Origin of the sequence: Streptomyces kurssanovii, from assembly GCF_040677245.1 — a bacterium.
GTDB classification, from domain to species: domain Bacteria; phylum Actinomycetota; class Actinomycetes; order Streptomycetales; family Streptomycetaceae; genus Streptomyces; species Streptomyces kurssanovii.
The window spans coordinates 13,051-35,288 of the sequence record NZ_JBFAQK010000047.1 but is presented as its reverse complement, the minus strand read 5'-3'; the positions used below and the strand labels follow the sequence as shown (position 1 = coordinate 35,288).

At 70.2% G+C, this 22,238-nt stretch carries 19 protein-coding genes and 1 pseudogene; 11 read left to right on the top strand and 9 right to left on the bottom strand.

Annotation, left to right across the window (positions count from 1 at the left end):
* Positions 1–19: 19 nt before the first annotated feature.
* Positions 20–694: a Crp/Fnr family transcriptional regulator gene (locus AB0K36_RS26000; RefSeq protein WP_005314425.1), complete on the bottom strand. Its 675-nt coding sequence runs from the start codon at positions 692–694 to the stop codon at positions 20–22.
* Positions 695–1,010: 316 nt separating this feature from the next.
* Between AB0K36_RS26000 and nth the strand changes: the two genes are divergently transcribed.
* From nth to AB0K36_RS25985, 3 genes are all read left to right on the top strand, one after another.
* Positions 1,011–1,829 carry an endonuclease III gene (gene nth / locus AB0K36_RS25995; protein WP_364598826.1) on the top strand — a complete coding sequence of 273 codons (819 nt, stop codon included), beginning with the start codon at positions 1,011–1,013 and terminating at the stop codon, positions 1,827–1,829.
* A gap of 58 nt (positions 1,830–1,887) precedes the next feature.
* Positions 1,888–2,625, top strand: coding sequence for an NUDIX hydrolase (locus AB0K36_RS25990; RefSeq protein ID WP_435877933.1), 738 nt, complete (start codon positions 1,888–1,890; stop codon positions 2,623–2,625).
* 115 nt (positions 2,626–2,740) lie between these two features.
* Positions 2,741–3,949, top strand: coding sequence for a MarP family serine protease (locus AB0K36_RS25985; protein WP_364598882.1), 1,209 nt, complete (start codon positions 2,741–2,743; stop codon positions 3,947–3,949).
* An 86-nt stretch (positions 3,950–4,035) separates the two neighbouring features.
* Here the strand turns inward: AB0K36_RS25985 and AB0K36_RS25980 are convergent, their stop codons facing one another.
* The 6 genes from AB0K36_RS25980 to AB0K36_RS25955 all read right to left on the bottom strand — a co-directional run bounded on the left by AB0K36_RS25980 (position 4,036) and on the right by AB0K36_RS25955 (position 12,068).
* Positions 4,036–4,227 carry a hypothetical protein gene (locus AB0K36_RS25980; protein WP_005314416.1) on the bottom strand — a complete coding sequence of 64 codons (192 nt, stop codon included), beginning with the start codon at positions 4,225–4,227 and terminating at the stop codon, positions 4,036–4,038.
* 126 nt (positions 4,228–4,353) lie between these two features.
* A complete protein-coding gene (locus AB0K36_RS25975; RefSeq protein WP_364598822.1) occupies positions 4,354–5,301 on the bottom strand; it encodes an alpha/beta fold hydrolase in 948 nt (315 codons plus the stop codon).
* A 55-nt stretch (positions 5,302–5,356) separates the two neighbouring features.
* Entirely contained in the window at positions 5,357–5,863 is a 507-nt protein-coding gene (locus AB0K36_RS25970) for a phage holin family protein (RefSeq protein WP_364598819.1), read from the bottom strand.
* Positions 5,864–5,918: 55 nt separating this feature from the next.
* Positions 5,919–7,316 carry a Na+/H+ antiporter NhaA gene (nhaA, locus tag AB0K36_RS25965; RefSeq protein ID WP_364598816.1) on the bottom strand — a complete coding sequence of 466 codons (1,398 nt, stop codon included), beginning with the start codon at positions 7,314–7,316 and terminating at the stop codon, positions 5,919–5,921.
* A gap of 194 nt (positions 7,317–7,510) precedes the next feature.
* Positions 7,511–9,466: an acetate--CoA ligase gene (gene acs, locus AB0K36_RS25960; protein ID WP_364598813.1), complete on the bottom strand. Its 1,956-nt coding sequence runs from the start codon at positions 9,464–9,466 to the stop codon at positions 7,511–7,513.
* A gap of 226 nt (positions 9,467–9,692) precedes the next feature.
* The gene (locus tag AB0K36_RS25955) at positions 9,693–12,068 is read right to left on the bottom strand and encodes a SulP family inorganic anion transporter (protein WP_364598810.1); all 2,376 of its coding nucleotides are present in this window, start codon (positions 12,066–12,068) and stop codon (positions 9,693–9,695) included.
* A gap of 288 nt (positions 12,069–12,356) precedes the next feature.
* Here AB0K36_RS25955 and AB0K36_RS25950 point away from each other — a divergent pair, with 288 nt between their 5' ends.
* Positions 12,357–13,667: a polysaccharide deacetylase family protein gene (locus AB0K36_RS25950; RefSeq protein WP_364598807.1), complete on the top strand. Its 1,311-nt coding sequence runs from the start codon at positions 12,357–12,359 to the stop codon at positions 13,665–13,667.
* 84 nt (positions 13,668–13,751) lie between these two features.
* On the opposite strand, the gene AB0K36_RS25945 is transcribed toward AB0K36_RS25950, so the two are convergent.
* Complete coding sequence (locus AB0K36_RS25945; RefSeq protein ID WP_364598804.1) at positions 13,752–14,738, bottom strand: ATP-binding protein; 987 nt, start codon at positions 14,736–14,738, stop codon at positions 13,752–13,754.
* Between the two features lie 103 nt (positions 14,739–14,841).
* On the opposite strand from AB0K36_RS25945, the gene AB0K36_RS25940 reads away from it, so the two are divergent.
* Positions 14,842–15,672, top strand: a complete 831-nt coding sequence (locus AB0K36_RS25940) for a Fic family protein (RefSeq protein ID WP_364598801.1) — start codon at positions 14,842–14,844, stop codon at positions 15,670–15,672.
* Positions 15,673–16,082: 410 nt separating this feature from the next.
* Here the strand turns inward: AB0K36_RS25940 and AB0K36_RS25935 are convergent, their stop codons facing one another.
* The gene (locus tag AB0K36_RS25935; RefSeq protein WP_364598798.1) at positions 16,083–16,931 is read right to left on the bottom strand and encodes an HAD family hydrolase; all 849 of its coding nucleotides are present in this window, start codon (positions 16,929–16,931) and stop codon (positions 16,083–16,085) included.
* A 533-nt stretch (positions 16,932–17,464) separates the two neighbouring features.
* On the opposite strand from AB0K36_RS25935, the gene ssd reads away from it, so the two are divergent.
* From ssd to AB0K36_RS25905, 6 genes and pseudogenes are all read left to right on the top strand, one after another.
* Positions 17,465–18,568 (top strand): septum site-determining protein Ssd, encoded by a 1,104-nt coding sequence (gene ssd / locus AB0K36_RS25930; protein WP_364598795.1) that lies wholly within the window; start codon positions 17,465–17,467, stop codon positions 18,566–18,568.
* On the top strand, positions 18,565–19,713 hold the full coding sequence (locus AB0K36_RS25925) for a TadA family conjugal transfer-associated ATPase (protein WP_364598792.1): 1,149 nt from the start codon (positions 18,565–18,567) through the stop codon (positions 19,711–19,713). Before ssd ends, AB0K36_RS25925 begins: the two co-directional genes overlap by 4 nt.
* Positions 19,714–19,727: 14 nt before the next feature.
* On the top strand, positions 19,728–20,564 hold the full coding sequence (locus tag AB0K36_RS25920) for a type II secretion system F family protein (protein WP_364598879.1): 837 nt from the start codon (positions 19,728–19,730) through the stop codon (positions 20,562–20,564).
* Positions 20,561–21,349 carry a type II secretion system F family protein gene (locus tag AB0K36_RS25915; protein WP_364598789.1) on the top strand — a complete coding sequence of 263 codons (789 nt, stop codon included), beginning with the start codon at positions 20,561–20,563 and terminating at the stop codon, positions 21,347–21,349. The genes AB0K36_RS25920 and AB0K36_RS25915 overlap by 4 nt, the downstream gene beginning before the upstream one ends.
* Before the next feature lie 52 nt (positions 21,350–21,401).
* Positions 21,402–21,602: a DUF4244 domain-containing protein gene (locus AB0K36_RS25910; RefSeq protein ID WP_189470586.1), complete on the top strand. Its 201-nt coding sequence runs from the start codon at positions 21,402–21,404 to the stop codon at positions 21,600–21,602.
* A gap of 148 nt (positions 21,603–21,750) precedes the next feature.
* Positions 21,751–22,068, top strand: a pseudogene (locus AB0K36_RS25905) (TadE family type IV pilus minor pilin); the annotation flags it as partial.
* Between the last annotated feature and the right edge of the window lie 170 nt (positions 22,069–22,238).

The following is a 22,238-nucleotide window of genomic DNA, read 5'->3' as shown; positions in this document are numbered from 1 at the left end:
GCGCCCGGCGGTCCGTGGCTCAGCGGGAGCGCTTGGCCAGCCGCTCGACGTCCAGCAGGATCACCGCACGGGCCTCCAGCCGCAGCCAGCCGCGCTGCGCGAAGTCGGCCAGCGCCTTGTTCACGGTCTCGCGGGACGCGCCGACCAGCTGGGCCAGCTCCTCCTGGGTGAGGTCGTGGACGACGTGGATGCCTTCCTCCGACTGCACGCCGAAGCGGCGCGACAGGTCGAGGAGCGCACGGGCGACACGGCCCGGCACGTCCGAGAAGACCAGGTCGGACATCTGGTCGTTGGTCTTGCGGAGCCGGCGGGCGACCGCGCGCAGCAGTGCCGTCGCCACCTCGGGCCGGACGTTCAGCCAGGGCTGGAGGTCGCCGTGGCCGAGGCCGAGGAGCTTGACCTCGGTCAGCGCGGTGGCGGTCGCGGTGCGCGGTCCGGGGTCGAAGAGGGACAGCTCGCCGATCAGCTCGCCGGGGCCGAGGACCGCCAGCATGTTCTCGCGGCCGTCGGGGGAAGTGCGGTGCAGCTTGACCTTGCCTTCGGTGACCACGTAGAGGCGGTCGCCCGGTTCGCCCTCGTGGAAGAGCGCGTCGCCGCGGGCGAGCGTCGCTTCACTCATCGAGGCGCGGAGCTCCGCGGCCTGCTCGTCATCGAGCGCCGCGAAGAGCGGGGCGCGCCGCAGAACGTCGTCCACGAGTTCTCTCCTTGTCGACCTGCTCAGGGGACGTTGGTCCCATGATGCCGGACTGTGCTGTGCCGGCCCGGGGACACTGTGCCCCCGTGGGGCACCACCGGGGAACGGACCCCGGTAGTAAACAATCGTGCGATCAATCACAACAAGTTTGACGTACCGGCGCGTCTCTCCCTACGGCAGGGGCCCGATCGGGGCCGGATTGCGGGGGACCGGGGCGGATGTCGGTGGGGGCCTTTAGGCTGGCCGGGTGTCCAATTCGCCGGTGAGAGCACAGGCCGAGGGGGCTGGCAGCGTGTCCGGTAAGCAGAATTCCGCCGTGGGCGAACAGCAGTCGCCCAGCTCCGGCAAAAGGAAGAAAACGCCCAAACCGGAAACGCGACTGGCCATGGTCCGGCGTGCCCGCCGCATCAATCGCGAGCTCGCCGAGGTGTATCCGTACGCCCATCCGGAGCTCGACTTCGAGAACGCCTTCCAACTGCTGATCGCGACGGTCCTGTCCGCACAGACCACCGACCTCCGGGTCAACCAGACCACGCCGGCGCTCTTCGCCAAGTACCCCACGCCGGAGGATCTGGCGGCGGCGCAGCCGGAGGAGGTCGAGGAGCTCATCCGTCCGACGGGCTTCTTCCGCGCCAAGACCAAGTCGATCATGGGCCTCTCCGCCGCCATCCGTGACAACTTCGGCGGCGAGGTCCCCGGCCGGCTGGAAGACCTGGTCACCCTGCCCGGCGTGGGCCGCAAGACGGCCTTCGTCGTCCTCGGCAACGCCTTCGGCGTCCCCGGGATCACCGTGGACACCCACTTCATGCGCCTCGCCCGGCGCTGGAAATGGACTGACCAGGACGACCCCGTGAAGATCGAGGCCGAGATCGCCACGATCTTCCCCAAGAGCGAGTGGACGATGCTCTCGCACCGGGTGATCTTCCATGGCCGCCGTGTCTGCCACTCACGCCGGCCCGCCTGCGGCGCCTGCCCCATCACGCACCTCTGCCCTGCTTACGGTGAGGGTGAGACCGACCCGGAGAAGGCCAGGAAGCTCCTGAAGTACGAGATGGGCGGCCGGCCCGGCCAGCGCCTCAAGCCGCCCCCCGACTACCCCGGCGAACCGGCACCCGCCGTGGGTGCGATCGAGTGACGCCGGCGCCGACGGAACGATCGAGGACCTCCGGCACGTTGCCCGTGAGGGGGTGCCGATGACACGCACAGGAGAAGACACGTACCAGCGCTTCGAGCAGCATGACGACGGCAAGGTGGTCGTGGACGGTGACGTGGTCGTCACCACCGAAGGGCTGCCCGACTGGCTGGGGCCCGTCGTCCGGGCGGCGGAGACCGTCGAGCCGCACCAGCTCAGCCGGTTCCTCCCGCCGGAGAGCGGCCACGGCCGCCAGTCCGCCGTCCTCGTCCTCTTCGGCGAAGGGGACAGAGGTCCGGAGCTGCTGCTCATGGAGCGCGCGGGAACCCTTCGCTCGCACGCCGGGCAGCCCTCCTTCCCCGGCGGCGCGCTCGACCCCGAGGACGGAGACCCGGCGACCACGGGCCCGCTGCGCGCAGCGCTGCGGGAGGCCGAGGAGGAGACCGGGCTCGACCCCGCAGGGGTGCAGACCTTCGGCGTGCTGCCCAAGCTCTACATCCCGGTGAGCAGTTTCGTCGTCACGCCCGTACTGGGATGGTGGCGCACCCCGAGCCCGGTCGGAGCGGTCGATCCCGCCGAGACCGCGCGGGTCTTCACCGTGCCCGTGGCAGATCTCACGGACCCGGCCAACCGTGCGACGGCTGTGCACCCGCGCGGTCACGCAGGGCCCGCGTTCACGGTCGAAGGCGCTCTGGTCTGGGGTTTCACGGCCGGAGTCATCGACCGGATCCTGCACTTCGCAGGCTGGGAACGACCATGGGACCGCACCAAGGAGGTCCCGCTGGACTGGCACGCATGACAGGCTGACCCAGTGATGCGCTCCCGGCGGGGGCGTCACGTCCGAAGCGGCAGTGCGCCGTGGCCACACCCCAGCCGGACAGAGCACCGGCGACGACACTGCGAGGCAAATGACGGTGAACGTGCTGGACATCCTGTTGCTGGTCGCCGCCGTGTGGTTCGCGATCGTCGGCTATCGCCAGGGCTTCGTCGTCGGCATCCTCTCGGTGATCGGCTTTCTCGGCGGCGGACTCGTCGCGGTCTATCTGCTTCCGGTGATCTGGGGCGCACTGACCGAGGACTCGGACGTGTCCACCACCGCCGCGATAGTCGCCGTCGTCATCGTGATCGTCTGCGCCTCCGTCGGTCAGGCCTTCACCACGCACCTCGGCAACAAGCTGCGCCGGTTCATCACCTGGTCGCCCGCCCGCGCGCTGGACGCCACCGGCGGCGCCCTGGTCAACGTCGTGGCGATGCTGCTCGTCGCCTGGCTGATCGGCTCAGCGCTCGCCGGCACCTCGCTGCCCACCCTGGGCAAGGAGGTGCGCAATTCGAAGGTGCTCCTCGGGGTGTCCCGTGTGATGCCCGATCAGGCGAACACGTGGTTCACGGACTTCTCGTCCGTGCTCGCCCAGAACGGCTTCCCGCAGGTCTTCAGCCCGTTCGCCAACGAGCCCATCACCGAGGTCCAGGCGCCCGACCCCGCGCTCGTGGGCAGCCCCGTGGCGGCGCGTGCCAAGCAGTCCATCGTCAAGGTCGTCGGTACGGCCCCGAGCTGCGGCAAGGTCCTCGAGGGCACCGGCTTCGTCTTCGACGAACGCCGCGTGATGACCAACGCCCATGTCGTCGGCGGCGTCGACGAACCGACCGTGCAGATCGGCGGTGAGGGCCGCCTCTACGACGCCAAGGTCGTCCTCTACGACTGGGAGCGCGACATCGCCGTCCTGGACGTGCCCGACCTCGAGGCCCGCCCCTTGGAGTTCGCCGACTTCGAGGAGGGCGACGCCCGCAGCGGCGACAGCGCGATCGTCGCGGGCTTCCCTGAGAACGGCTCGTACGACGTGCGCTCCGCCCGCGTCCGCGGCCGTATCAACGCCAACGGCCCCGACATCTACCACCGGGGCACCGTCCGCCGCGACGTGTACTCACTGTTCGCGACGGTGCGCCAGGGCAACTCCGGCGGCCCGCTGCTCACGACGGACGGCAAGGTCTACGGCGTCATCTTCGCCAGGTCCCTCGACGACGCCGACACCGGCTACGCCCTGACGGCCGATGAGATCCGCGAGGACATCAGGCTCGGCAGCGCCGCCAACCAGCAGGTCGACAGCCAGGGCTGCGCCCTGTAGGAGGCGGCGGCGCGGGAGGCGCACGGATGCCGCGGCGCGGAAGGCGCACGGATGCCCGCGGACATGCCCTGCTGTGTGGAAGGCGGTCAGTCCCGGGGGTGGTGCCGCAGGCGCGCGGACACCCAGCGTGCACGGCGCTTGAGGATGCGCGGGATCCCCATCCCCTGGCCCGGAGGGGCGTGATCCTCGCTCGGAAGTCCACCTGTCTCGTGGATGATCGGCCTGCCGGCCGAGCGGCGGTTGCGTGCTGCGTCACCGTAGTCGTGCGTCCAGCCCATACCCGGACGTGTGCCCGTGCCCCATGGTCGGTAACCGTCCAGTGGGCCGCCAATTGGCCTATGCGGCAGGCATGTGGCTGTTCGCAGCACAACCGTTCGCGAGGTGTGCGAAATCGCCCCGCGACCCTAGCGGTCGGGCTCCGGGTCCTTGAGCCAGCTGATCAGCTCGTTCGAGAACGCCACCGGATCCTCTTCGTGCGGGAAGTGGCCGAGACCGTCGAACAGCCGCCACCGGTACGGCGCTTCGACGTACTCGCCGGAACCGGCCGCACTGCGCGTCCGCATCGCCGGATCGAGGGAACCGTGCAGATGCAGAGTGGGAACCCGCACCGGACGCTTCATCCTGCGGTTGAACTGGATCCCGTCGGGCCGGGCCAGAGACCGCACCATCCACCGGTACGGCTCGATCGAGCAGTGCGCCGTCGAAGGGATGCACATGGCCCGCCGGTAGACGTCGACGGCCTCTTCCTCCAGCGGCTTCGGCCCTGACCAGCTTTCGAGCAGCTCGCCGACCAAGGCCGCGTCGTCCGCCACCAGTTGCCGCTCCGGGATCCACGGACGCTGGAAGCCCCACACATAGGAACCCGCGCGGCTCTGCGCGAAGTCGGACAGCATCGCCGAGCGCCACCGCCGGGGATGGGGCATCGAGGAGACCGCGAGCCGGCGCACCAGCTTCGGCCGCATCACCGCCGCCGTCCAGGCCAGATAGCCGCCCAGGTCGTGCCCCACCAGCGCCGCGTCGGGCTCACCCAGCGACCGCACGACACCGGTGATGTCGAGCGCCAGGTTGGCGGGGTCGTAACCCCGTGGCGTCCGGTCGCTGCCTCCGACGCCGCGCAGGTCCATCGCCACGGCCCGGTATCCCGCGTCGGCGAGCGCGGTCAGCTGATGCCGCCATGTCCACCAGAACTGCGGAAAGCCGTGCAGCAACATCACCAGCGGTCCGTCGCCCATCTCGGCGATATGGAAGCGGGCACCATTGGCGGCCACGTCGCGGTGGGTCCAGGGACCGTCGAGGCGTGCGGGGCTGCCGAGCGCGGTGGGACTGCCGGGGCCGGATTCAGGGACCGTCATGCTGATGAGCGTCCCACAACGCGACACACCGCGTTCGCGACCCTCCTACCGACGGTCACGCCGAAACCTTGTCCGAAACCCGGGCCGACGCCGTGCTTCCGGAAGCCTTGGTCAGTTCCACACGGCGGGGATGCGGCTTGGCGTTGCCCAGCACGGCGGCCGTCTCCTTGGCGGAGGCGACCGTCTTCTGCGGGCCCTTGCCCCTCTTCGCCTTCTTGACGAAGAACACGCCGATCAGGGCGAGAAGTCCGGCCACGATGATGTTGGCCGCGAAGGAGAGCAGGAAGCAGTACGCCAGATGCCAGCCGCCGCTCCACATGTGGATGAAGTAGGCGAGCGCGAAGCTCAGCATCGGCAGCGAGAAGATCAGCACCGCGCCGGCCGCGGTGAACGCGGCGCCCCCGACCCCGGCCTTCTTCGCGTCCTGCCGCAGCTGGGCCTTGGCCAGCGCGATCTCGTCGTGTACCAGGGCGGACATCTCGGCGGTCGCCGAGGCGACCAGCTGGCCGAGACTGCGGTCGGCGCCGACAGCGTTCGCTGTGGTGTTGCCGGGGTCGCTCATCGCTGACTCCCTCTCCTCTTCCACGGGGCCGGTGTTCGTACGGTCCGATGTCAGATCATGCCGGACTGTCGCCGCCGTCGCTCGACACCCCGGCCGCTTCCGCCTTTCTGCGGTGCTCCGCCGCCTTCTCCTCGTAGATCGCGGCCATCCTCAGGTGGTACGCCGGGTCGTCCTGCTCGTAGATGTCAGGGATGCCGGACATGTCCTCGTCGCGCTCCTCCTCGGCCGCCAGCGCCTGGTAGACGCGTACCCGGCGCTTGAGCAGAACAGCGGCGAAGATCGCGGCGATCAGCGAGCCCATCAGGACCGATGCCTTGACCTCGTCCGTCAGTGTCGCGTCGCCGGTGAACGCGAGCTCGCCGATGAGCAGGGAGACGGTGAAGCCGATGCCGGCCAGCGTGGCGAGCGCCAGGACATCGGGCCAGGCGAGGTCCTCGTTGAGTTCTGCCTTGGTGAAGCGTGCGGCCAGCCAGGTGCCGCCGAAGATGCCGAGTGCCTTGCCGACCACCAGACCGAGGACGACACCGAGGGTCTCCGGCTTGGTGAAGACGTCGGTGAGGGACTCGCCGGTGACGGCCACACCCGCGGAGAACAGCGCGAACAGCGGCACGGCGACGCCGGCGGACAGCGGCCGTACGAGATGCTCGATCTGCTCACCCGGCGAGTGCTCCTCGCCCTCCCGCCGGCTGCAGCGCAGCATCAGACCCATCGCCACACCGGCGATGGTGGCGTGGATGCCGCTGTTGTACATCAGCCCCCACACGACGAGCGCCAGCGGCACGTACACGTACCAGCCACGCACTCCCTTGCGCACCAGCAGCCAGAACACGGCGAGGCCCGCGAAGGCCCCGCCCAGAGCCGCGAAATTCAGATCGTTCGTGAAGAAGACCGCGATGATCAGGATCGCGAACAGGTCGTCGACGACCGCGAGGGTCAGCAGGAAGGCGCGGAGCGCCGACGGCAGCGAGGTGCCGATGACGGCGAGGACGGCCAGCGCGAACGCGATGTCGGTGGCGGTCGGGACGGCCCATCCCGCGGTGGATCCGCCACCGGCGGTGGTGACGACGAGATAGACGAGCGCGGGCATCACCATGCCGCAGAGCGCGGCGATCACGGGCAGGGCTGCGGCCTTCGGGTCACGCAGTTCGCCGGCGACCAGCTCACGCTTGAGCTCGATGCCGGCGACGAAGAAGAAGATCGCGAGCAGGCCGTCGGCCGCCCAGTGTTCGATCGACAGGTCGAGGCCCAGCGACGCGGGGCCGATGTGGAAGTCGCTCACCGTGGTGTAGCTGTCACCCAGCGGGGTGTTCGCCCAGATCAACGCGGCGACCGCGGCGATCAGCAGGAGCACTCCGCCGACCGTCTCGGTGCGCAGAGCGTCCGCGACGTAGTTCCGCTCCGGCAGGGAGAGGCGTCCGAGGACCTTGCGAGGGGTGGGACTGGGCGCGGCCACGAGATGGAACCTCCGTGCTGGCGGGCAGGACAAAACACTTGCCGACCAGACTTCCCGGCGCACCTTGGAATGCTCATCGCGTCATTGACGCGTTCTTCACTCTACAGAAGGCCGTCCCGGGCGTTCGGTGAGCGGGGCGGCGAGCACGAACGGGCCCCCGGCACTCCCGGGGGCCCGTTCACCGAATCCGCAGGTCAGTCCTCGCTGGCCGCGCTGGGGAGCTTCGTCTGGATGAGATCCATGACGGAGGAGTCGGTCAGTGTGGTGACGTCTCCCAGCTGGCGGTTCTCGGCCACGTCGCGCAGAAGCCGACGCATGATCTTGCCGGAGCGGGTCTTCGGCAGTTCGGCCACCGGGAGGATCCGCTTGGGCTTGGCGATGGGGCCGAGCGTCGTCCCGACGTGGTTGCGCAGGTCGTTGACCAGGCTGTCGTCCTCGCTGGCCGAACCGCGGAGGATCACGAAGGCGACGATGGCCTGACCGGTGGTCTCGTCCGTGGCGCCCACGACCGCGGCCTCCGCGACCTTCGGGTGCGAGACGAGAGCCGACTCCACCTCGGTGGTCGAGATGTTGTGCCCGGACACCAGCATCACGTCGTCGACCCGGCCGAGCAGCCAGATGTCGCCGTCCTGGTCCTTCTTGGCGCCGTCGCCCGCGAAGTACTTGCCCTCGAAGCGCGACCAGTAGGTGTCGAGGAAGCGCTGGTCGTCGCCCCAGATGGTGCGCAGCATCGACGGCCACGGCTCGGTGAGGACCAGGTAGCCGCCGCCCCCGTCGGGGACCTCGTTCGCCTCGTCGTCCACGACGGTGGCCGAGATACCGGGCAGCGGACGCTGCGCCGAACCGGGCTTCGCCGCGGTGACCCCGGGCAGCGGCGAGATCATCATCGCGCCCGTCTCCGTCTGCCACCAGGTGTCCACGACCGGGGTCTTGCCGGCGCCGATGTTCTCCCGGTACCAGATCCACGCCTCCGGGTTGATGGGCTCGCCGACGGAGCCGAGGACGCGCAGGCTGCTCAGGTCGAACTTGGCGGGGATCTCGTCGCCCCACTTCATGAACGTGCGGATCGCGGTGGGCGCGGTGTAGAGGATCGTGACGCCGTACTTCTGCACGATCTCCCAGAAGCGGCCCTGGTGCGGGGTGTCGGGGGTGCCCTCGTACATCACCTGCGTCGCGCCGTTGGCGAGCGGGCCGTACACGATGTACGAGTGGCCGGTCACCCAGCCGATGTCGGCCGTGCACCAGTAGACGTCCGTCTCGGGCTTGAGATCGAACACGGCGTGGTGTGTGTAGGCCGTCTGGGTGAGGTAGCCGCCCGACGTGTGCAGGATGCCCTTCGGCTTACCCGTCGTGCCCGAGGTGTAGAGGATGAAGAGCGGGTGCTCCGCGTCGAAGGCCTCGGGGGTGTGTTCGGCGGACTGCCGGCCGACGATGTCGTGCCACCACACGTCGCGGCCCTCGGCGAAGGCGGTCTCCTGACCGGTGCGCCGCACCACGAGCACGTGCTCGACCTGCGGGCAGCGGCTGACCGCCTCGTCGATCGCGGGCTTGAGGGCGCTCGGCTTGCCACGGCGGTAGCCGCCGTCGGACGTGATGACGAGCTTGGCGTCGGCGTCCTGGATGCGTGAGGCCACCGCATCCGCGGAGAAGCCGCCGAAGACCACCGAGTGCGCGGCGCCGATACGGGCGCAGGCCAGCATCGCGACGGCCGCCTCGGGGATCATCGGCAGGTAGACGGCGACCCGGTCGCCCTTGCGGACGCCCAGCTCGAGCAGGGCGTTGGCGGCCTTGGAGACCTCGTCCTTGAGCTCGGCGTAGGTGATGGCCCGTCCGTCGCCGGGCTCGCCCTCGAAGTGGATCGCGACACGGTCGCCGTGGCCCGCCTCGACATGGCGGTCCACGCAGTTGTACGCCACGTTCAGCTTGCCGTCGGCGAACCACTTCGCGAAGGGCGGGTTGGTCCAGTCGAGGGTCTCGGTCGGCTCGGTGGCCCAGCTGAGCCGACGCGCCTGCTCGGCCCAGAAGCCAAGCCTGTCCGCCGCGGCCTGTTCGTACGCCTCCGCCGTCACGTTGGCGTTCGCTGCCAGCTCGGCCGGCGGGGCGAACCGCCGCTCTTCCTTAAGAAGGTTGGCCAGGCTCTCGTTGCTCACGACATCTCCCTTTCCCAGGGCGTCTTCTGTGCGTATGTGTCCCAGGCCATAGCTCATCAGCCGGAGGGCCGGGTGACAAGGGCCTTCCGGATATTGGTTTAGACCTGTGGGCACCCCTCGTCCCCGGGCGGTGGGGACGAGGGGCCACACGTTCTCACGGACGAGGACCGCGCAGGGTTCATCCGTGCCGTCCAGGCGTGCCGTGGAGCAGGCTTCGCCGCATGCCTCAGCTGTGCGACTTCTCGAGCGTGGAGGGTGCCGGTGCCACTCTGTCGAAGACCTCGTCGATCTCCTGCTCCGCAGTGCTCGTGAGGAGATACGCCTGTGCCTCCCCGACGTGGAAGTACATCCCGTGCAGTTGGAGCGAGCCCTCGGCAAGTCGTCGGGCCACCGACTCATGGGCCCTCAGATGCTCCAGCTGCTGGACGACGTTGGTCAGGCACAACTGCTCCACCGCGTCGGCGGGCAGGCGGCCGGAGATCCGGGCCCAGGAGCGATGGCGGTTCTTCATCCGCCGGAGGCTGGGACGGCCGTGCCGCAGCCAGCGGGCGAGCGGTGTGGCGGTGCCGTCCGGCGGGCTGTTCAGCAGGGCCTGCATCGCGCCGCAGCCCGAATGTCCGCAGACGGTGATCGAATCCACTCCGAGGACGTCTACTGCGTACTCGATCGCGGCTGCGACGGAGTCGTCCGCCCCCTTCTCGCCGGGCAGCGGCACGAGATTGCCCACATTGCGCACGGTGAACAGATCACCCGGTCCGCTCGCCGTGATCATGCTGGTCACCAGCCGGGAGTCCGCGCAGGTGATGAACAGCTGTGACGGCCGCTGGCCCTCGCGTGCCAGCCGGGCCAGCTCGTCGCGTACCAGCGGGGCGGTGTTGCGCTGGAAAGAGCTCAACCCGTTGGCCAGGTGGTGGGTGTCCGCGTCGCGGGGCCGGTCGTCGCAATGGTGGTTGCGCCATGGGGTCCAAGGCCGGCAGCAACCGTGGGTCTCGTCGGCCGGCTCGCTGATCCGGCCGCCGGCCCGCCCGGTCACCTCGACCGTGCCGCCCTGCGAGGTGTGGGAGGTCTGCCAGTCGTGCAGGGCCTCGTAGGCGGCGTGGTCCATGAAGGAGCCGTCCAGCTCGACCACGCAGTCGGCTCCGTGGGGGACCTGGCTCAGCATCCGGCTCAGCCTCGGCACGGCGAGGAATGTCAGCTGACCCCGGGCGCGCATCCGGTGGACGCCGTCCTGCTCCTCGACGGTGATCCGCGTGCGGGTGAGCCGGTGCAGCGCGACCGCCACGGCCACCGCGATGCCGATGACGACGCCTTCCAGCACCCCGGTGAGGACGACGGCGGTCAGGGTGGCCGCGTAGACCAGCATCTCGCGGTTCTTCTTCACGCTGCGCAGATGCGTGATGTTGACCATCTGGACACCCACGACCATGACCAGTGCCGCCAGCGCGGCCAGCGGGATCAGATCGAGGACCGGCACCAGCAGCAGGGCCGCCACTACGACCCACAGGCCGTGCAGCATCGTGGAGTTGCGGCTCACGGCGCCGGCCGAGACGTTCGCGGAGCTGCGCACCGCGACGCCGGTGACGGGCAGTCCACCGAGAGCTCCGGACACCATGTTCGCGGCGCCCTGGCCCGCGAGCTCACGGTCCAGATCGGCACGGGGAACGCGTACGGCCGGCTTCTTACGGGCGGCGACGAGCTTGTCGATGGCGACTGCCGACAGGAGTGACTCCACGCTCCCGACGAGCGTGATGGTGAGGACAGCGGCGAGCAGGCCGAGCACCGGACCCTCGGGGAGCTCGGGCAGCGCGTGCGAACGCCAGGAGGGCAGGTCGACCCGCGCCTGGTGCAGTCCGGCGAAGGCCGCGAACGCCGTGGCGGCGGCCACTGCCGCGAGGGCGGCGGGGATCTTCCGGACGATCCTGCCGGCGTGCCCGGGCACCCGCGGCCAGATCAGCAGCACGGCGACGGTCAGGACGCTGACGGACAGCGCGGCCGGATGGAGGTCGGCCAACTGGGCCGGCAGCCCACGGACGTTGCTCACGGCGGAGCTCTGGGGTGTGCCGCCGAGAACGATGTGGAGCTGGGCGAGGGCGATCGTGGCGCCGATGCCCGCGAGCATGCCGTGCACGATCGCCGGACTCACGGCGAGGGCCGACCGGGCCACCCGCAGGGCGGCCAGGACGAGTTGGCACAGTCCGGCGAGGACGGTGATGGCGCAGGTGGTGCGCCAGCCGTACTGCTGGATCAACTCGGCCGTCACCACGGTCAGTCCTGCGGCGGGGCCGCTGACCTGGAGCGGTGCTCCGCCGAGCCGGCCGGCGACGATGCCTCCGACCGCCGCGGCGACGAGACCTGCCTGGAGCGGCGCGCCGGTGGCGAGCGCGATGCCGAGGGACAGCGGAAGCGCGATCAGAAAGACGGCGACGGACGCGGAGACATCGGCGCCGTGGATGCGGAAGCGGCGGGCGTTGCCCGACGGCGGCCCGTGCGGGCGCTGGAAGCGTGATGCGGGGGACAGCAGATTCGTGCGGGCGGGGTCGTTCTCTTGGGGGTTGTCGGGCTGGTGAGAAGCGTCGTCGGTACGCGTTGGGGCGCAGGACATGGTTCCCGTCTCCTCCGGGGCGGCGCGGTCGCGGAATGTGGGGACGCGGCCGTGGGTCACGGCGTGCAGCGGCGGGATACTTCAAACGTTCGGTAAATGGATCGTAATGCAGAGTAAAGACTCGGGCATTATTTTCCGCGCAAATAGAGCAATGTTTCACCCGATGTGGTGATTAGTAATTTCATCACGGCTCGTCGCCCGCCCTCTTCGTTCAACGCGATGCGACTTTGACGGCTCCGTATGCACCGCCGTCTGACAGTCGTATTGGCACAGGAATGAGGTGGGCGGATGTTGGCCGCCACGAAGAGGGTCGTCGCCGTCGGCACGGTCGCCACGGCGCTGATCGCAGGTCTCGCAGGGTGTTCCGGCTCGAAGGCGCCGGGCGGCTCGGCCGGTGAGCAGGGCGCTTCCGGCGGGAAGGAGGGTGTCGCCGCGCCGAAGAGCGCCGTACGCCTCATCGGCGACGGGTCCACGGCCTTCACCGGTGCCCAGCCCGGGCTCCTTCGCCCCGAACGCCTCAAGCCCGGCCAGAAGCCCCCGCAGTTCGTGGTCTTCTCGTGGGACGGCGCCGGTGAGGACAGCCAGAAGCTGTTCTCGCACTTCCGCGAAGTCGGCAAGAAGTACGACGCGACGATGACGTACTTCCTCAGCGGCGTCTATCTCCTCCCCGAGGAGAAGCGGTCGATGTACAACCCGCCGCAGCACTCGGCCGGCCGCTCCGACATCGGCTTCAACGACATCGACGGGATCAAGGACACAGTTCGGGAGCTGCGCGCCGCCTGGCTGGACGGCAACGAGGTGGGCACCCACTTCAACGGCCACTTCTGCGGCAAGGACGGCGGGGTGGGCACCTGGTCCGCCGAGGAGTGGAAGAGCGAGATCAGCCAGGCCAAGTCCTTCGTCAAGAACTGGAAGACGAACGCGGGCCTCGCCTCCATGGACCCGCTTCCGTTCGACTACGACAAGGAACTCATCGGCGCCCGAACGCCGTGCCTCGAGGGCCGCGACAACTTCATCCGCGCCGCGAGCGAGCTCGGCTTCCGCTACGACACCAGCGGCGTGAACAACCAGGTGTGGCCGAAGAAGGAACTCGGCCTGTGGGACCTCTCCCTCCAGATGGTCCCGGTGCCCGGCCGCGCCTTCGAGACGCTGGCGATGGACTACAACTTCATGGTCAACCAGTCCGGCACCACCAAGGGTGACCCCTCGAAGCACACCTACTGGGGCAACCAGATGCGCGACGGCCTGATCCAGGCCTTCGACCGCGCCTATCAGGGCAACCGCGCACCGCTGATCATCGGCAACCACTTCGAGTCCTGGAACGGCGGCACATACATGCGCGCCATCGAGCAGACGATCGCGACGGTGTGCGTGAAGAGCGACGTGAAGTGCGTGTCGTTCCGGCAACTCGTGGACTGGCTCGACGCGCAGGACCCGAACGTCCTCGAGAAGCTGCGGGGTCTCGATGTCGGCGAGGCGCCGAAGGGCGGCTGGATGCAGTTCCTGGCCAAGCCGGTGGCCCCGGCGGCCGAGCCGGCCGACAAGCCCGCCAGGAAGCCGGCCGAGAAGGCAGCGGCCGAGCCGGCCGACAAGCGCTGAGCGGCCGGCCGTCGCAGAACGCCGCGAGCGCCTGACAGTGGCCGGCCCCGTCCCGGACTCCGGGGACGGGACCGGCCGTCGGCATCAGCCGGGCTGCGCCACGGGGATGTGCTCGCCGAGCATGAACGAGGGGTCCACCTGCGCCGCCAGGTCGGCTCCCGTCCTGGCGTTGCCCCAGCTCTCGGCGTTCTTCAGATGGAAGTGCACCATCTGCCGCGTGTAGCGCTCCCAGTCCCGGGCCGCGTACGAGTCCTCCGCCGCGTTCTGCAGGCTCTGCAGGGCCATGCGGTTGTCCGCCTCCAGCAGCTCGAAGCGGGGCGGACGCCCCTTCTCCATGGCGCGCACCCAGTTGGAGTGCCCCACGGTGACGAGCAGGTCGTCGCCCACTTCCTCCCTGAGGAACGCGATGTCGTCCGGTCCCTGCACCTTGTTGCCCACGACCTTCAGCGCCACACCGAAGTCGCGGGCGTAGTCCTTGTACTGGCGGTACACGGAAACGCCCTTGAGGGTGGGCTCGGCCACCAGGAACGTCATGTCGAAGCGGGTGAACATCCCGGAGGCGAACGAGTCGGAGCCGGCGGTCATGTCGACCACCACGTACTCCTCGGGGCCGTCCACGAGGTGGTTCAGACAGAGCTCGACCGCTCCGACCTTGGAGTGGTAGCAGGAGACACCGAGATCCGACTCGGTGAAGGGGCCGGTCGCCATCAACCGGATGTCGCCGTCGTCGAGCCGGACGGTGCGGGCGCACGCGTCGTACACCGGGTTGTCCTCGACGACGCGCAACAACCGCGATCCCTCGCCGGGAGGGGTGGTCTTGATCATCGTGTCGGCCGAAGCGATGCGGGGGTTGGAACCGCGCAGGTAGTCCTTGATCAGCGGCAGGTGGGCGCCCATCGCGGGCAGCGCCGCCTCCTCCGCCTCGTCGAGACCGAGCGCGGCCCCGAGATGCTGGTTGATGTCGGCGTCCACCGCGATGACGTGGGCCTCGTTGGCGGCCAGGTGACGAATGAAGAGGGAGGACAGGGTCGTCTTGCCGCTGCCGCCCTTCCCTACGAAAGCGATCTTCATGTTCACCTAGAGTAGCGGAGTGATTGCTTCGGGTTGTCTCGAAGGGTGAGGAAGACCACTCCAAGGTGGGCCGGGCCCGCTCCCGCGCGTAACCTCGCTACTTATGAGTACGAACGCCTCGTCGGCCGATCCCCTCGCCGCCCTCGGTGCCCTGCCGGGCGTTGCCGACTCCGTTGATTCCGTGCGGAAGGCCGTCGACAGGGTCTACGGACACCGGGTCATGCGCCGGCGCAGCAACGAGATCACTTCCGAGGCCGCCCTGCGTGGAGCGCGTGGTTCCGCCGCGTTGTCCGGGGCGGACTGGGCGCTGGAGGAGGTGCGCAGGCGTACCGACTTCGGCAGCGAGCCGGAGGCGCGCACCGTCGGAGCCGCCCTGCGGCTCACGGCGGAAGCCGGGCAACTGCTTTCCATCTGGCGGCAGTCGCCGCTGCGCGTTCTGGCCAGACTGCACCTGGTCGCGGTCGGCCGCGCGGGCGACGACGACGCCGTCGGACGGCCGCGTCTCCCCGGCGAGACGGTGGACGAGCCGCTGATCAACGCGCCGCTGCCGGACGTCGCCGAGATGACGGGGCGCCTCGACGGCCTGGCGGAGCTGATCATCGCGGGTACCGAAGCGCCTGCTCTCGTGACGGCGGCGGTGGTGCACGGCGAGCTCCTGGCCCTACGGCCGTTCGGCTCCTGCAACGGGCTGGTCGCCAGGGCGGCCGAGCGGATCGTGCTCGTCGGCAGCGGGCTCGACCCGAAGTCGATCTGCCCGGCCGAGGTGGGCCACGCCGAGCAGGGCAGGGCCGCCTATGTCGCCGCCTTCGAGGCGTATCTGACCGGAACTCCGGAAGGGCTGGGCGCGTGGATCGCCCACTGCGGCCGCGCGGTGGAGCTCGGCGTCAGGGAGTCGACCGCGGTGTGCGAGGCGCTTCAGCGCGGCGCTGCCTGAGGCTGCCGGCGGCTGCCTGAACTGGGAAAAGCCCCTGCAACGGGTTGCGGCGGTACCGCTTCCGGTACCGCCGCTGGCATGAGCCCCGAGTTACCATGCGTCCTCGAAATGTTGCCCATCAGGTCGGGAACTTTGCCCGTCACCTGGTGCGGCTGGCCCGTAATCGACGGGTCGACGTCGCGTGGGTGCTCAGTTTTCATGCTTCGGTCCGTGGGGCCTTCTGCGTTACAGATGATCCTTTCGGATGTCCTCGGTCTCGCGGGCCGTGACTCCTTTGTACTACTGCGGCCACGGATGTGAAAGGCCTGCCTGCAGTTCTTTACTTTTAGGTTCAAATACGGGCGAACCGAATCGTCCTCGTCCGGCCGGTGCCGGCCGGACCGCCCGGAGGCTCCGGGCGGTGGTAGGTGTCAGCCGGCGGCAGCCTGTGTGGCGGCGGTCCGCCGGCGGCTGGCGTACCAGACGAGCCCGGCCGTGGCCGCTGCCGCTCCGACGGCGGCCATGGCGATCAGTGCGGGCCGCGGCGTCATCGAGAAGCCGGGCAGTCGCTGCTTCAGCCGCACCGGACGGTGGAAGTCGAGAATCGGCCAGTCCCGCAGGACCGCCTCACGGCGCAGCCCGCGCCCCGGGTTCACCGCGTAGGGATGTCCCACGGCCGCGAGCATGGGGACGTCGGTGACCGAGTCGCTGTACGCGTAACTGCGCGCCAGGTCGTACCCCTCGGACTCGGCGAGTTCCCGGATCGCCTCCGCCTTGGTGGGCCCGTAGGCGTAGTAGCCCACCTCGCCGGTGAAGCAGCCGTCGTCGCCGACGACCATGCGGGTGGCCACCACACGGTCGGCGCCGAGCAGCTCGCCGATCGGCTCCACGACCTCGGCCCCGGAGGTGGAGACGATCACCACATCGCGGCCGGCGGCGTGATGCTCCTCGATGAGCGAGGCGGCCTCGTCGTAGATGATCGGGTCGATGAGGTCGTGGAGCGTCTCGGCGACGATCTCCTTGACCTGCTGGACGTTCCAGCCTTTGCAGAGCATGGAGAGGTACTCGCGCATCCGCTCCATCTGGTCGTGGTCCGCACCGCCGGCGAGAAAGACGAACTGTGCATAGGCGGTACGCAGTACGGCGCGTCGGTTGATCAGCCCGCCTTGGTAGAAGGACTTGCTGAAGGTCAGAGTCGATGACTTCGCAATGACCGTCTTGTCCAGGTCAAAGAAGGCGGCTGTGCGCGGCAAGGAGTGGTTTTCCACGAGGCAGAGCATATGTGCCCGCCATTCGGCGTACGCTCGGGCGTGTGGGTTTGCCTGAGAAGGCTCTCGGGTACACCATGGAAGTCACGGATCGTTCGCGACCGTGCTAACCCGGTCCGGCTCCTCCCCCCCCGAGTCGGCCGGAGAGACGACCCCCGCTCTCCCCCCCGGCGGGGGTCGTCGCATGTCCGGGCACGTTTCCCGGATCTCCCGCGCTTCAGGCGCCGCTCTTCGCCTTTCGACCGATCCGGATGGCACCGGACGGTTCACCCCCGGATTCGTCACTGAGTGTAGTCGGTGGGGTGCTCTCCGAGAGTCCTCCGATGAGTCTGCAGAGACGCTCGGAGATCTGTCCATGAGTCTTCGAGCACTCACCGGTATGAGCTACCGGGATATTCACAAGTGGCGAGTTGTCCACAGCTTTTCAGCAAGATCCACACGATTTTTCACCGGGCCGCACCGTGATTCCAGCCGCGTAAGTCGCGGGCCGAAGGAATCACGGATCTCGATGCGATGCGAGATCGCAGAGGGAAGGGGTGGAGATCGTGGCCGGATCCATCACATCGAACCGCCCGCGCGCCGCGGAGGAGCGGCCTGGCGGGCCCCTGATCGTCACCGAGGACATGGAGCTGCTCGACGATCTGCTGCGGCTGTGCGCCGCGGCGGGTGCCGAGCCGGAGGTCCACCATTCGCTTCCGGAGCGCAAGGGCGGCTGGGAAGAGGCGCCGCTCGTCCTCGTCGGCGACGATGCCGCCGCGCGCTGCCGCGGGGCCTCGCGCAGGCGCGGCGTGTTCCTGGTGGGCAGGGACCAGGACGACCCAGACGTCTGGCGGCGAGCTGTGGAGATCGGGGCGGACTGCGTGCTGCGGCTCCCCGACGCGGAGAGCTGGCTGGTCGACCGGATCGCGGACGTCGTCGAAGGCGTCGGGCGTCCGGCGCTGACCGTGGGAGTGATCGGCGGCCGTGGCGGCGCAGGAGCTTCGACCCTGGCCACCGCTCTCGCGGTGACCGCCGCCCGCAGCGGGCGGCGCACGATGCTCGTCGACGGCGATCCGCTCGGCGGAGGACTGGACGTGCTGCTCGGAGGCGAGCACACGGAAGGCAGACGATGGCCGGATTTCGCCGCTTCGAAGGGCCGTGTCGCCGGCGGTGCGCTGGAGGAGTCGCTGCCCGAGCTGCATGCGCTGCGCGTGCTCAGTTGGGACCGCGGCGATTCCGTCGTCATCCCCCCGGAGGCCATGAGGTCCGTCCTCGCGGCCGCCCGCCGACGGGGAGGAGTGGTGGTCGTCGACCTGCCCCGGCGTGTTGACGAGGGCGTGGCGGAGGCCTTGGCACAGCTCGATCTGGGACTGCTCGTCGTTCCGGGCGAACTGCGAGCGGTCGCCGCCGCGAACAGGGTGGCCTCGGCCGTGGGCATGGTCCTGGCGGACCTGCGGGTGGTGTGTCGCGGCCCTTACGCACCAGGGTTGGACGAGCAGTGGGTGGCGGCCGCCCTCGGACTGCCGCTCGCCGGTGAACTCCCGACGGAGCCAGGACTGGCGGCCGCGCAGACCGCCGGAGCGCCACCGGGCGGCAGCGGTCGTGGACCGCTGGCCAGGTTCTGCACCGCCTTCTGGGAGCGGGCGCTGGTGGGGGAGGGCGTCGTATGAGCCCCGGACTGCTGGAGGCCGTACGGCAGCGCCTCGCGGAGAGCGGCGCGGAGCCCACACCGGCCCGCGTGGCCGCGGCCCTGCGGGCGCAGGGCAGGCTGTTGGGCGATGCCGAAGTGCTGGGCGGCACGGAGCGGCTGCGCTGTGAACTGGTGGGCACGGGGCCGCTGGAGCCGCTGCTGGCCGACCCGTCGGTCACGGACGTGCTGGTTTCCGCGCCCGACCGGGTATGGGTGGACCGGGGCAGGGGCCTGGAGCTCACCGAGGTGACGTTCGCGGACGCGGCGTCGGTGCGCAGACTGGCCCAGCGGCTCGCGGCCGTGGCCGAGCGGCGGCTGGACGACGCCCGTCCATGGGTGGACGCCCGTCTGCCCGACGGGACACGGATGCATGCCGTGATCCCTCCCGTGGCCGTCGGCTCGACGTGCCTTTCGCTGCGCGTCGTGCGGCCCCGTGCCTTCTCCGTCGGAGAGTTGGTCACCGCGGGCACGGTGCCACCCGGCGGGGACAGGCTGCTGCGGGCGCTGATCGAGGCCCGGCTCTCGTTCCTGATCAGCGGCGGGACCGGTTCGGGGAAGACGACGCTGCTGAGCACCCTGCTGGGGATGGTCGGGGAGCGGGAGCGCATCGTCCTGGCCGAGGACTCGGCAGAATTGAGACCCGAGCATCCGCATGTGGTGCGGCTGGAGTCGCGCACGGCGAACCAGGAGGGCGCGGGGCGTGTGACCCTGCGGGACCTCGTGAGGCAGGCGCTGCGTATGCGCCCCGACCGGCTGGTCGTCGGCGAGGTCCGGGGAGCGGAGGTGACCGAGCTCCTGGCGGCCCTCAATACGGGCCATGAAGGCGGTTGCGGCACGGTCCACGCGAACGCGGCGGCGGACGTGCCGGCTCGGCTCGAGGCGCTGGGCACCGCGGCCGGGCTCGACCGGGCCGCGCTGCACAGCCAGTTGGCCGCTGCCCTGGCGGTCGTGATCCACCTCGTGCGGGACGGGGCAGGCCGGCGGCGGCTGGCGGAGATCCACGTGCTGGAGCGGGGCGCGGCGGGACTGGTGGTGACGGTGCCGGCCCTGAGATGGGCCAAGGGGGCGTTTGCGGCGGAGGCCGGCTGGGAGCGGCTGCGGATCCTGGTCGGTGATGCGCTGTGACGGTCGTCCAGTCGATGTGCGCGGCGGCGCTGTGCCTGATCGCGGCCGCCTGGCTGCTGACCGGCGGACAGGAACAGGCGTTGCGAAGGGCGCGGTTGATGTTCGCGGGCCAAGGGGCGGTGGTGCTGCCGCCTTGGTGGTCGTGGGAGCGGCTGCTGCCGGTGATCAGGCTCCGCAAGGAGTGGTGGTGCCTGCCCGCGGGAGCGGCGGCGGCCGTCGCCGGCGAATCTCCGCTGCCTCTCGCAGCTGGAGCCGTGGCCGTGCCGTTGGTGCGGCGGTGGCTGCGGGCCCGGGCACGCAGGAGGGACGAGGACCGGCGGGCCCAGGGCGTCATCGGTCTGTGCGGGGCGACGGCCGGGGAACTGAGGGCGGGACTGCAACCGGCGCAGGCACTGCTCTTCGCCGTGGGGGCGACGGACGTCCTCGGTGACGCGGAGGCCGAGGTGCTGGCGGCGGCCAGGTTCGGCGGAGACGTGCCCGAGGCATTGCGGACGGCGGCACGACAGCCGGGCGCGGAAGGGCTGGCCGGGGTGGCGGCGTGCTGGCGGGTCGCCGTGGACAGCGGTGCCGGCCTGGCGGCCGGGCTGGACCGGCTGGAAGCGGCCCTGCGCGCGGAGATGGATCAACGGGAGGAACTGAAAGCGCAGTTGGCCGGCGCCTGGTCGACGATCGTGCTGCTCGCGCTGCTGCCGGTCGCGGGTCTGGCCATGGGCTGGGCTCTCGGAGCAGACCCGCTGCATGTGCTGTTCCACAGTCCGGCTGGTATCGCCTGTCTGGTGATCGGAGGGCTGCTGGAGACGGCGGGGCTGTGCTGGGCCGGACGGATCGTGCGCGCCGGAGAAGAGACGTGAGCGGCGAGGCCGTCCACAGGCTGGGGACGACGGCGGCGGTTCTCGCCGCTGTGGCGTGCCTTGTCTCCCTGGCAGCGGCGAAGCGGCGAGAAGGCAAGGCGCGCGCGAGAGGCGCGGCCTTGCTCAGGGAAGGGCCCGAAGCCCGCCGCAGGCGAATCGACGTCGGGCGATGGGCCAAGCCCTGGGCGGCACCACTGGGCGTAGCCGCTGTCGGCTGGTTCCTGATCGGCGGACCTGCGGGCGGCGCAGTGGGACTTGCCGCCGGCTTGGGAGTGCGCCGATGGCGGCGGGGTCGGCAGCAGCGGACCGGCGCCGGCCCGCCTGAGGTCGACGTCCGTGAGGAGGCGGCGCGCCAACTGCCGCTGGCGGCGGACCTGATGGCCGCGTGCATCTCCGCCGGAGCGGGTCCGCGGGAGGCGGCGGAGGCGGTCGGCGAGTCGCTGGGCGGCCCGGTCGGCGTCCGCCTCGCACGGACTGCCGCGCAGCTGCGGCTCGGTGCGGAACCGGCGCCCGCGTGGGGCTGCTTCGGCGAGATACCGGGCGCGGAGCAGCTGGCTCGCTGCTTGGAGCGGGCCGACTCCACCGGAGCGCCGGCCGCGGATCCGGTGTCCCGGCTCGCGGAGCGATTCCGTGCCGAACGTGCCCGTGCCGTGGCCGGCCGGGGACGCAGGGCGCAGGTGCTGATCACGGCGCCGGTGGGGCTGTGCTTCCTGCCCGCCTTCCTCGCGGTCGGCGTGGCGCCCGTCGTGATCGGGCTCGCGGGCGGACTCCTGCACGGCAACTGACGGCAGACAACTCGACTACACAGACGGCGATTTCGACATCAGGGGGTTCACCATGTGGCAGGCGATGCGGGTTCGGCTGACTGCGCTGCGGCACAGGATGCGAACCGACGACGGAATGACCACATCCGAGTACGCGATGGGAACGATCGCCGCGTGCGCGTTCGCGGCGGTCCTCTACAAGATCGTCACCAGCGGCACCGTATCGGGAGCTCTGGAAGCCGTGATCGGGAAGGCGCTCGATGCTCAGTTCTGAGGCCTCCTTCGCGGGTGCGGGTGCGGGTGCAGAAGCCGGCACGCGGTCAGGTCCAGGCACAGGCTCAGGTCCCGGCGCAGAACGCGGCCCGGGCCGACACGATGCCCAAGGTGAAGACAGCGGCAAAGAGTTCGGGGACCGGGGGTCCGTGACGGCGGAGGCCGCCGTCGCGGTGCCTGCGCTGGTGATGTTCACCATGGGACTGGTCTGGGCCTTGATGGCGGCTTCGGCTCAGATCCAGTGCGTGGACGCCGCGCGGGCCGGTGCTCGCGCGGCGGCCCGGTCGGAGCCGCGAACCGCGGCGGTCGCCGCCGCCCGTTCCGCGGCACCGAGCGGCTCCGCGGTCACCCTCACGCGGACCGGCGACCTGTGGCGCGTACGCGTCGAGGCGGACACGCCCGGGCCTGGCGCGCTTGCCCTGACGCTGAGCGCGGAGGCGGCCGCGTTCGCCGAGGACTCCGTGGGACCGGTGCCGAAGACGGTCGCGCCCGGCGCCGTCGTCGGGCGGGGCACCGGTCCACAGAGCGTCGCAGGCCACGCGGCACGGGAGCCGGCGCCTAGGGGCACACTGCGGGCGGCCGCGCCGGCCCCGGCGTCGGCCCTGGCGGTGGTCTCAGGGCCCGCCCCGGCCTCCCC

Bases quoted from the DNA above. Each gene is read 5' to 3' on its own strand.
- AB0K36_RS25990 (WP_435877933.1), top strand. From the start codon at position 1,888: ATGACACGCACAGGAGAAGACACGTACCAGCGCTTCGAGCAGCATGAC.
- AB0K36_RS25980 (WP_005314416.1), bottom strand. From the start codon at position 4,227: ATGGGCTGGACGCACGACTACGGTGACGCAGCACGCAACCGCCGCTCG.
- AB0K36_RS25975 (WP_364598822.1), bottom strand. From the start codon at position 5,301: ATGACGGTCCCTGAATCCGGCCCCGGCAGTCCCACCGCGCTCGGCAGC.
- AB0K36_RS25970 (WP_364598819.1), bottom strand. From the start codon at position 5,863: ATGAGCGACCCCGGCAACACCACAGCGAACGCTGTCGGCGCCGACCGC.
- AB0K36_RS25955 (WP_364598810.1), bottom strand. From the start codon at position 12,068: ATGTCCTGCGCCCCAACGCGTACCGACGACGCTTCTCACCAGCCCGAC.
- AB0K36_RS25950 (WP_364598807.1), top strand. From the start codon at position 12,357: ATGTTGGCCGCCACGAAGAGGGTCGTCGCCGTCGGCACGGTCGCCACG.
- AB0K36_RS25945 (WP_364598804.1), bottom strand. From the start codon at position 14,738: ATGAAGATCGCTTTCGTAGGGAAGGGCGGCAGCGGCAAGACGACCCTG.
- AB0K36_RS25940 (WP_364598801.1), top strand. From the start codon at position 14,842: ATGAGTACGAACGCCTCGTCGGCCGATCCCCTCGCCGCCCTCGGTGCC.
- AB0K36_RS25935 (WP_364598798.1), bottom strand. From the start codon at position 16,931: ATGCTCTGCCTCGTGGAAAACCACTCCTTGCCGCGCACAGCCGCCTTC.
- AB0K36_RS25925 (WP_364598792.1), top strand. From the start codon at position 18,565: ATGAGCCCCGGACTGCTGGAGGCCGTACGGCAGCGCCTCGCGGAGAGC.
- AB0K36_RS25920 (WP_364598879.1), top strand. From the start codon at position 19,728: ATGTGCGCGGCGGCGCTGTGCCTGATCGCGGCCGCCTGGCTGCTGACC.
- AB0K36_RS25910 (WP_189470586.1), top strand. From the start codon at position 21,402: ATGTGGCAGGCGATGCGGGTTCGGCTGACTGCGCTGCGGCACAGGATG.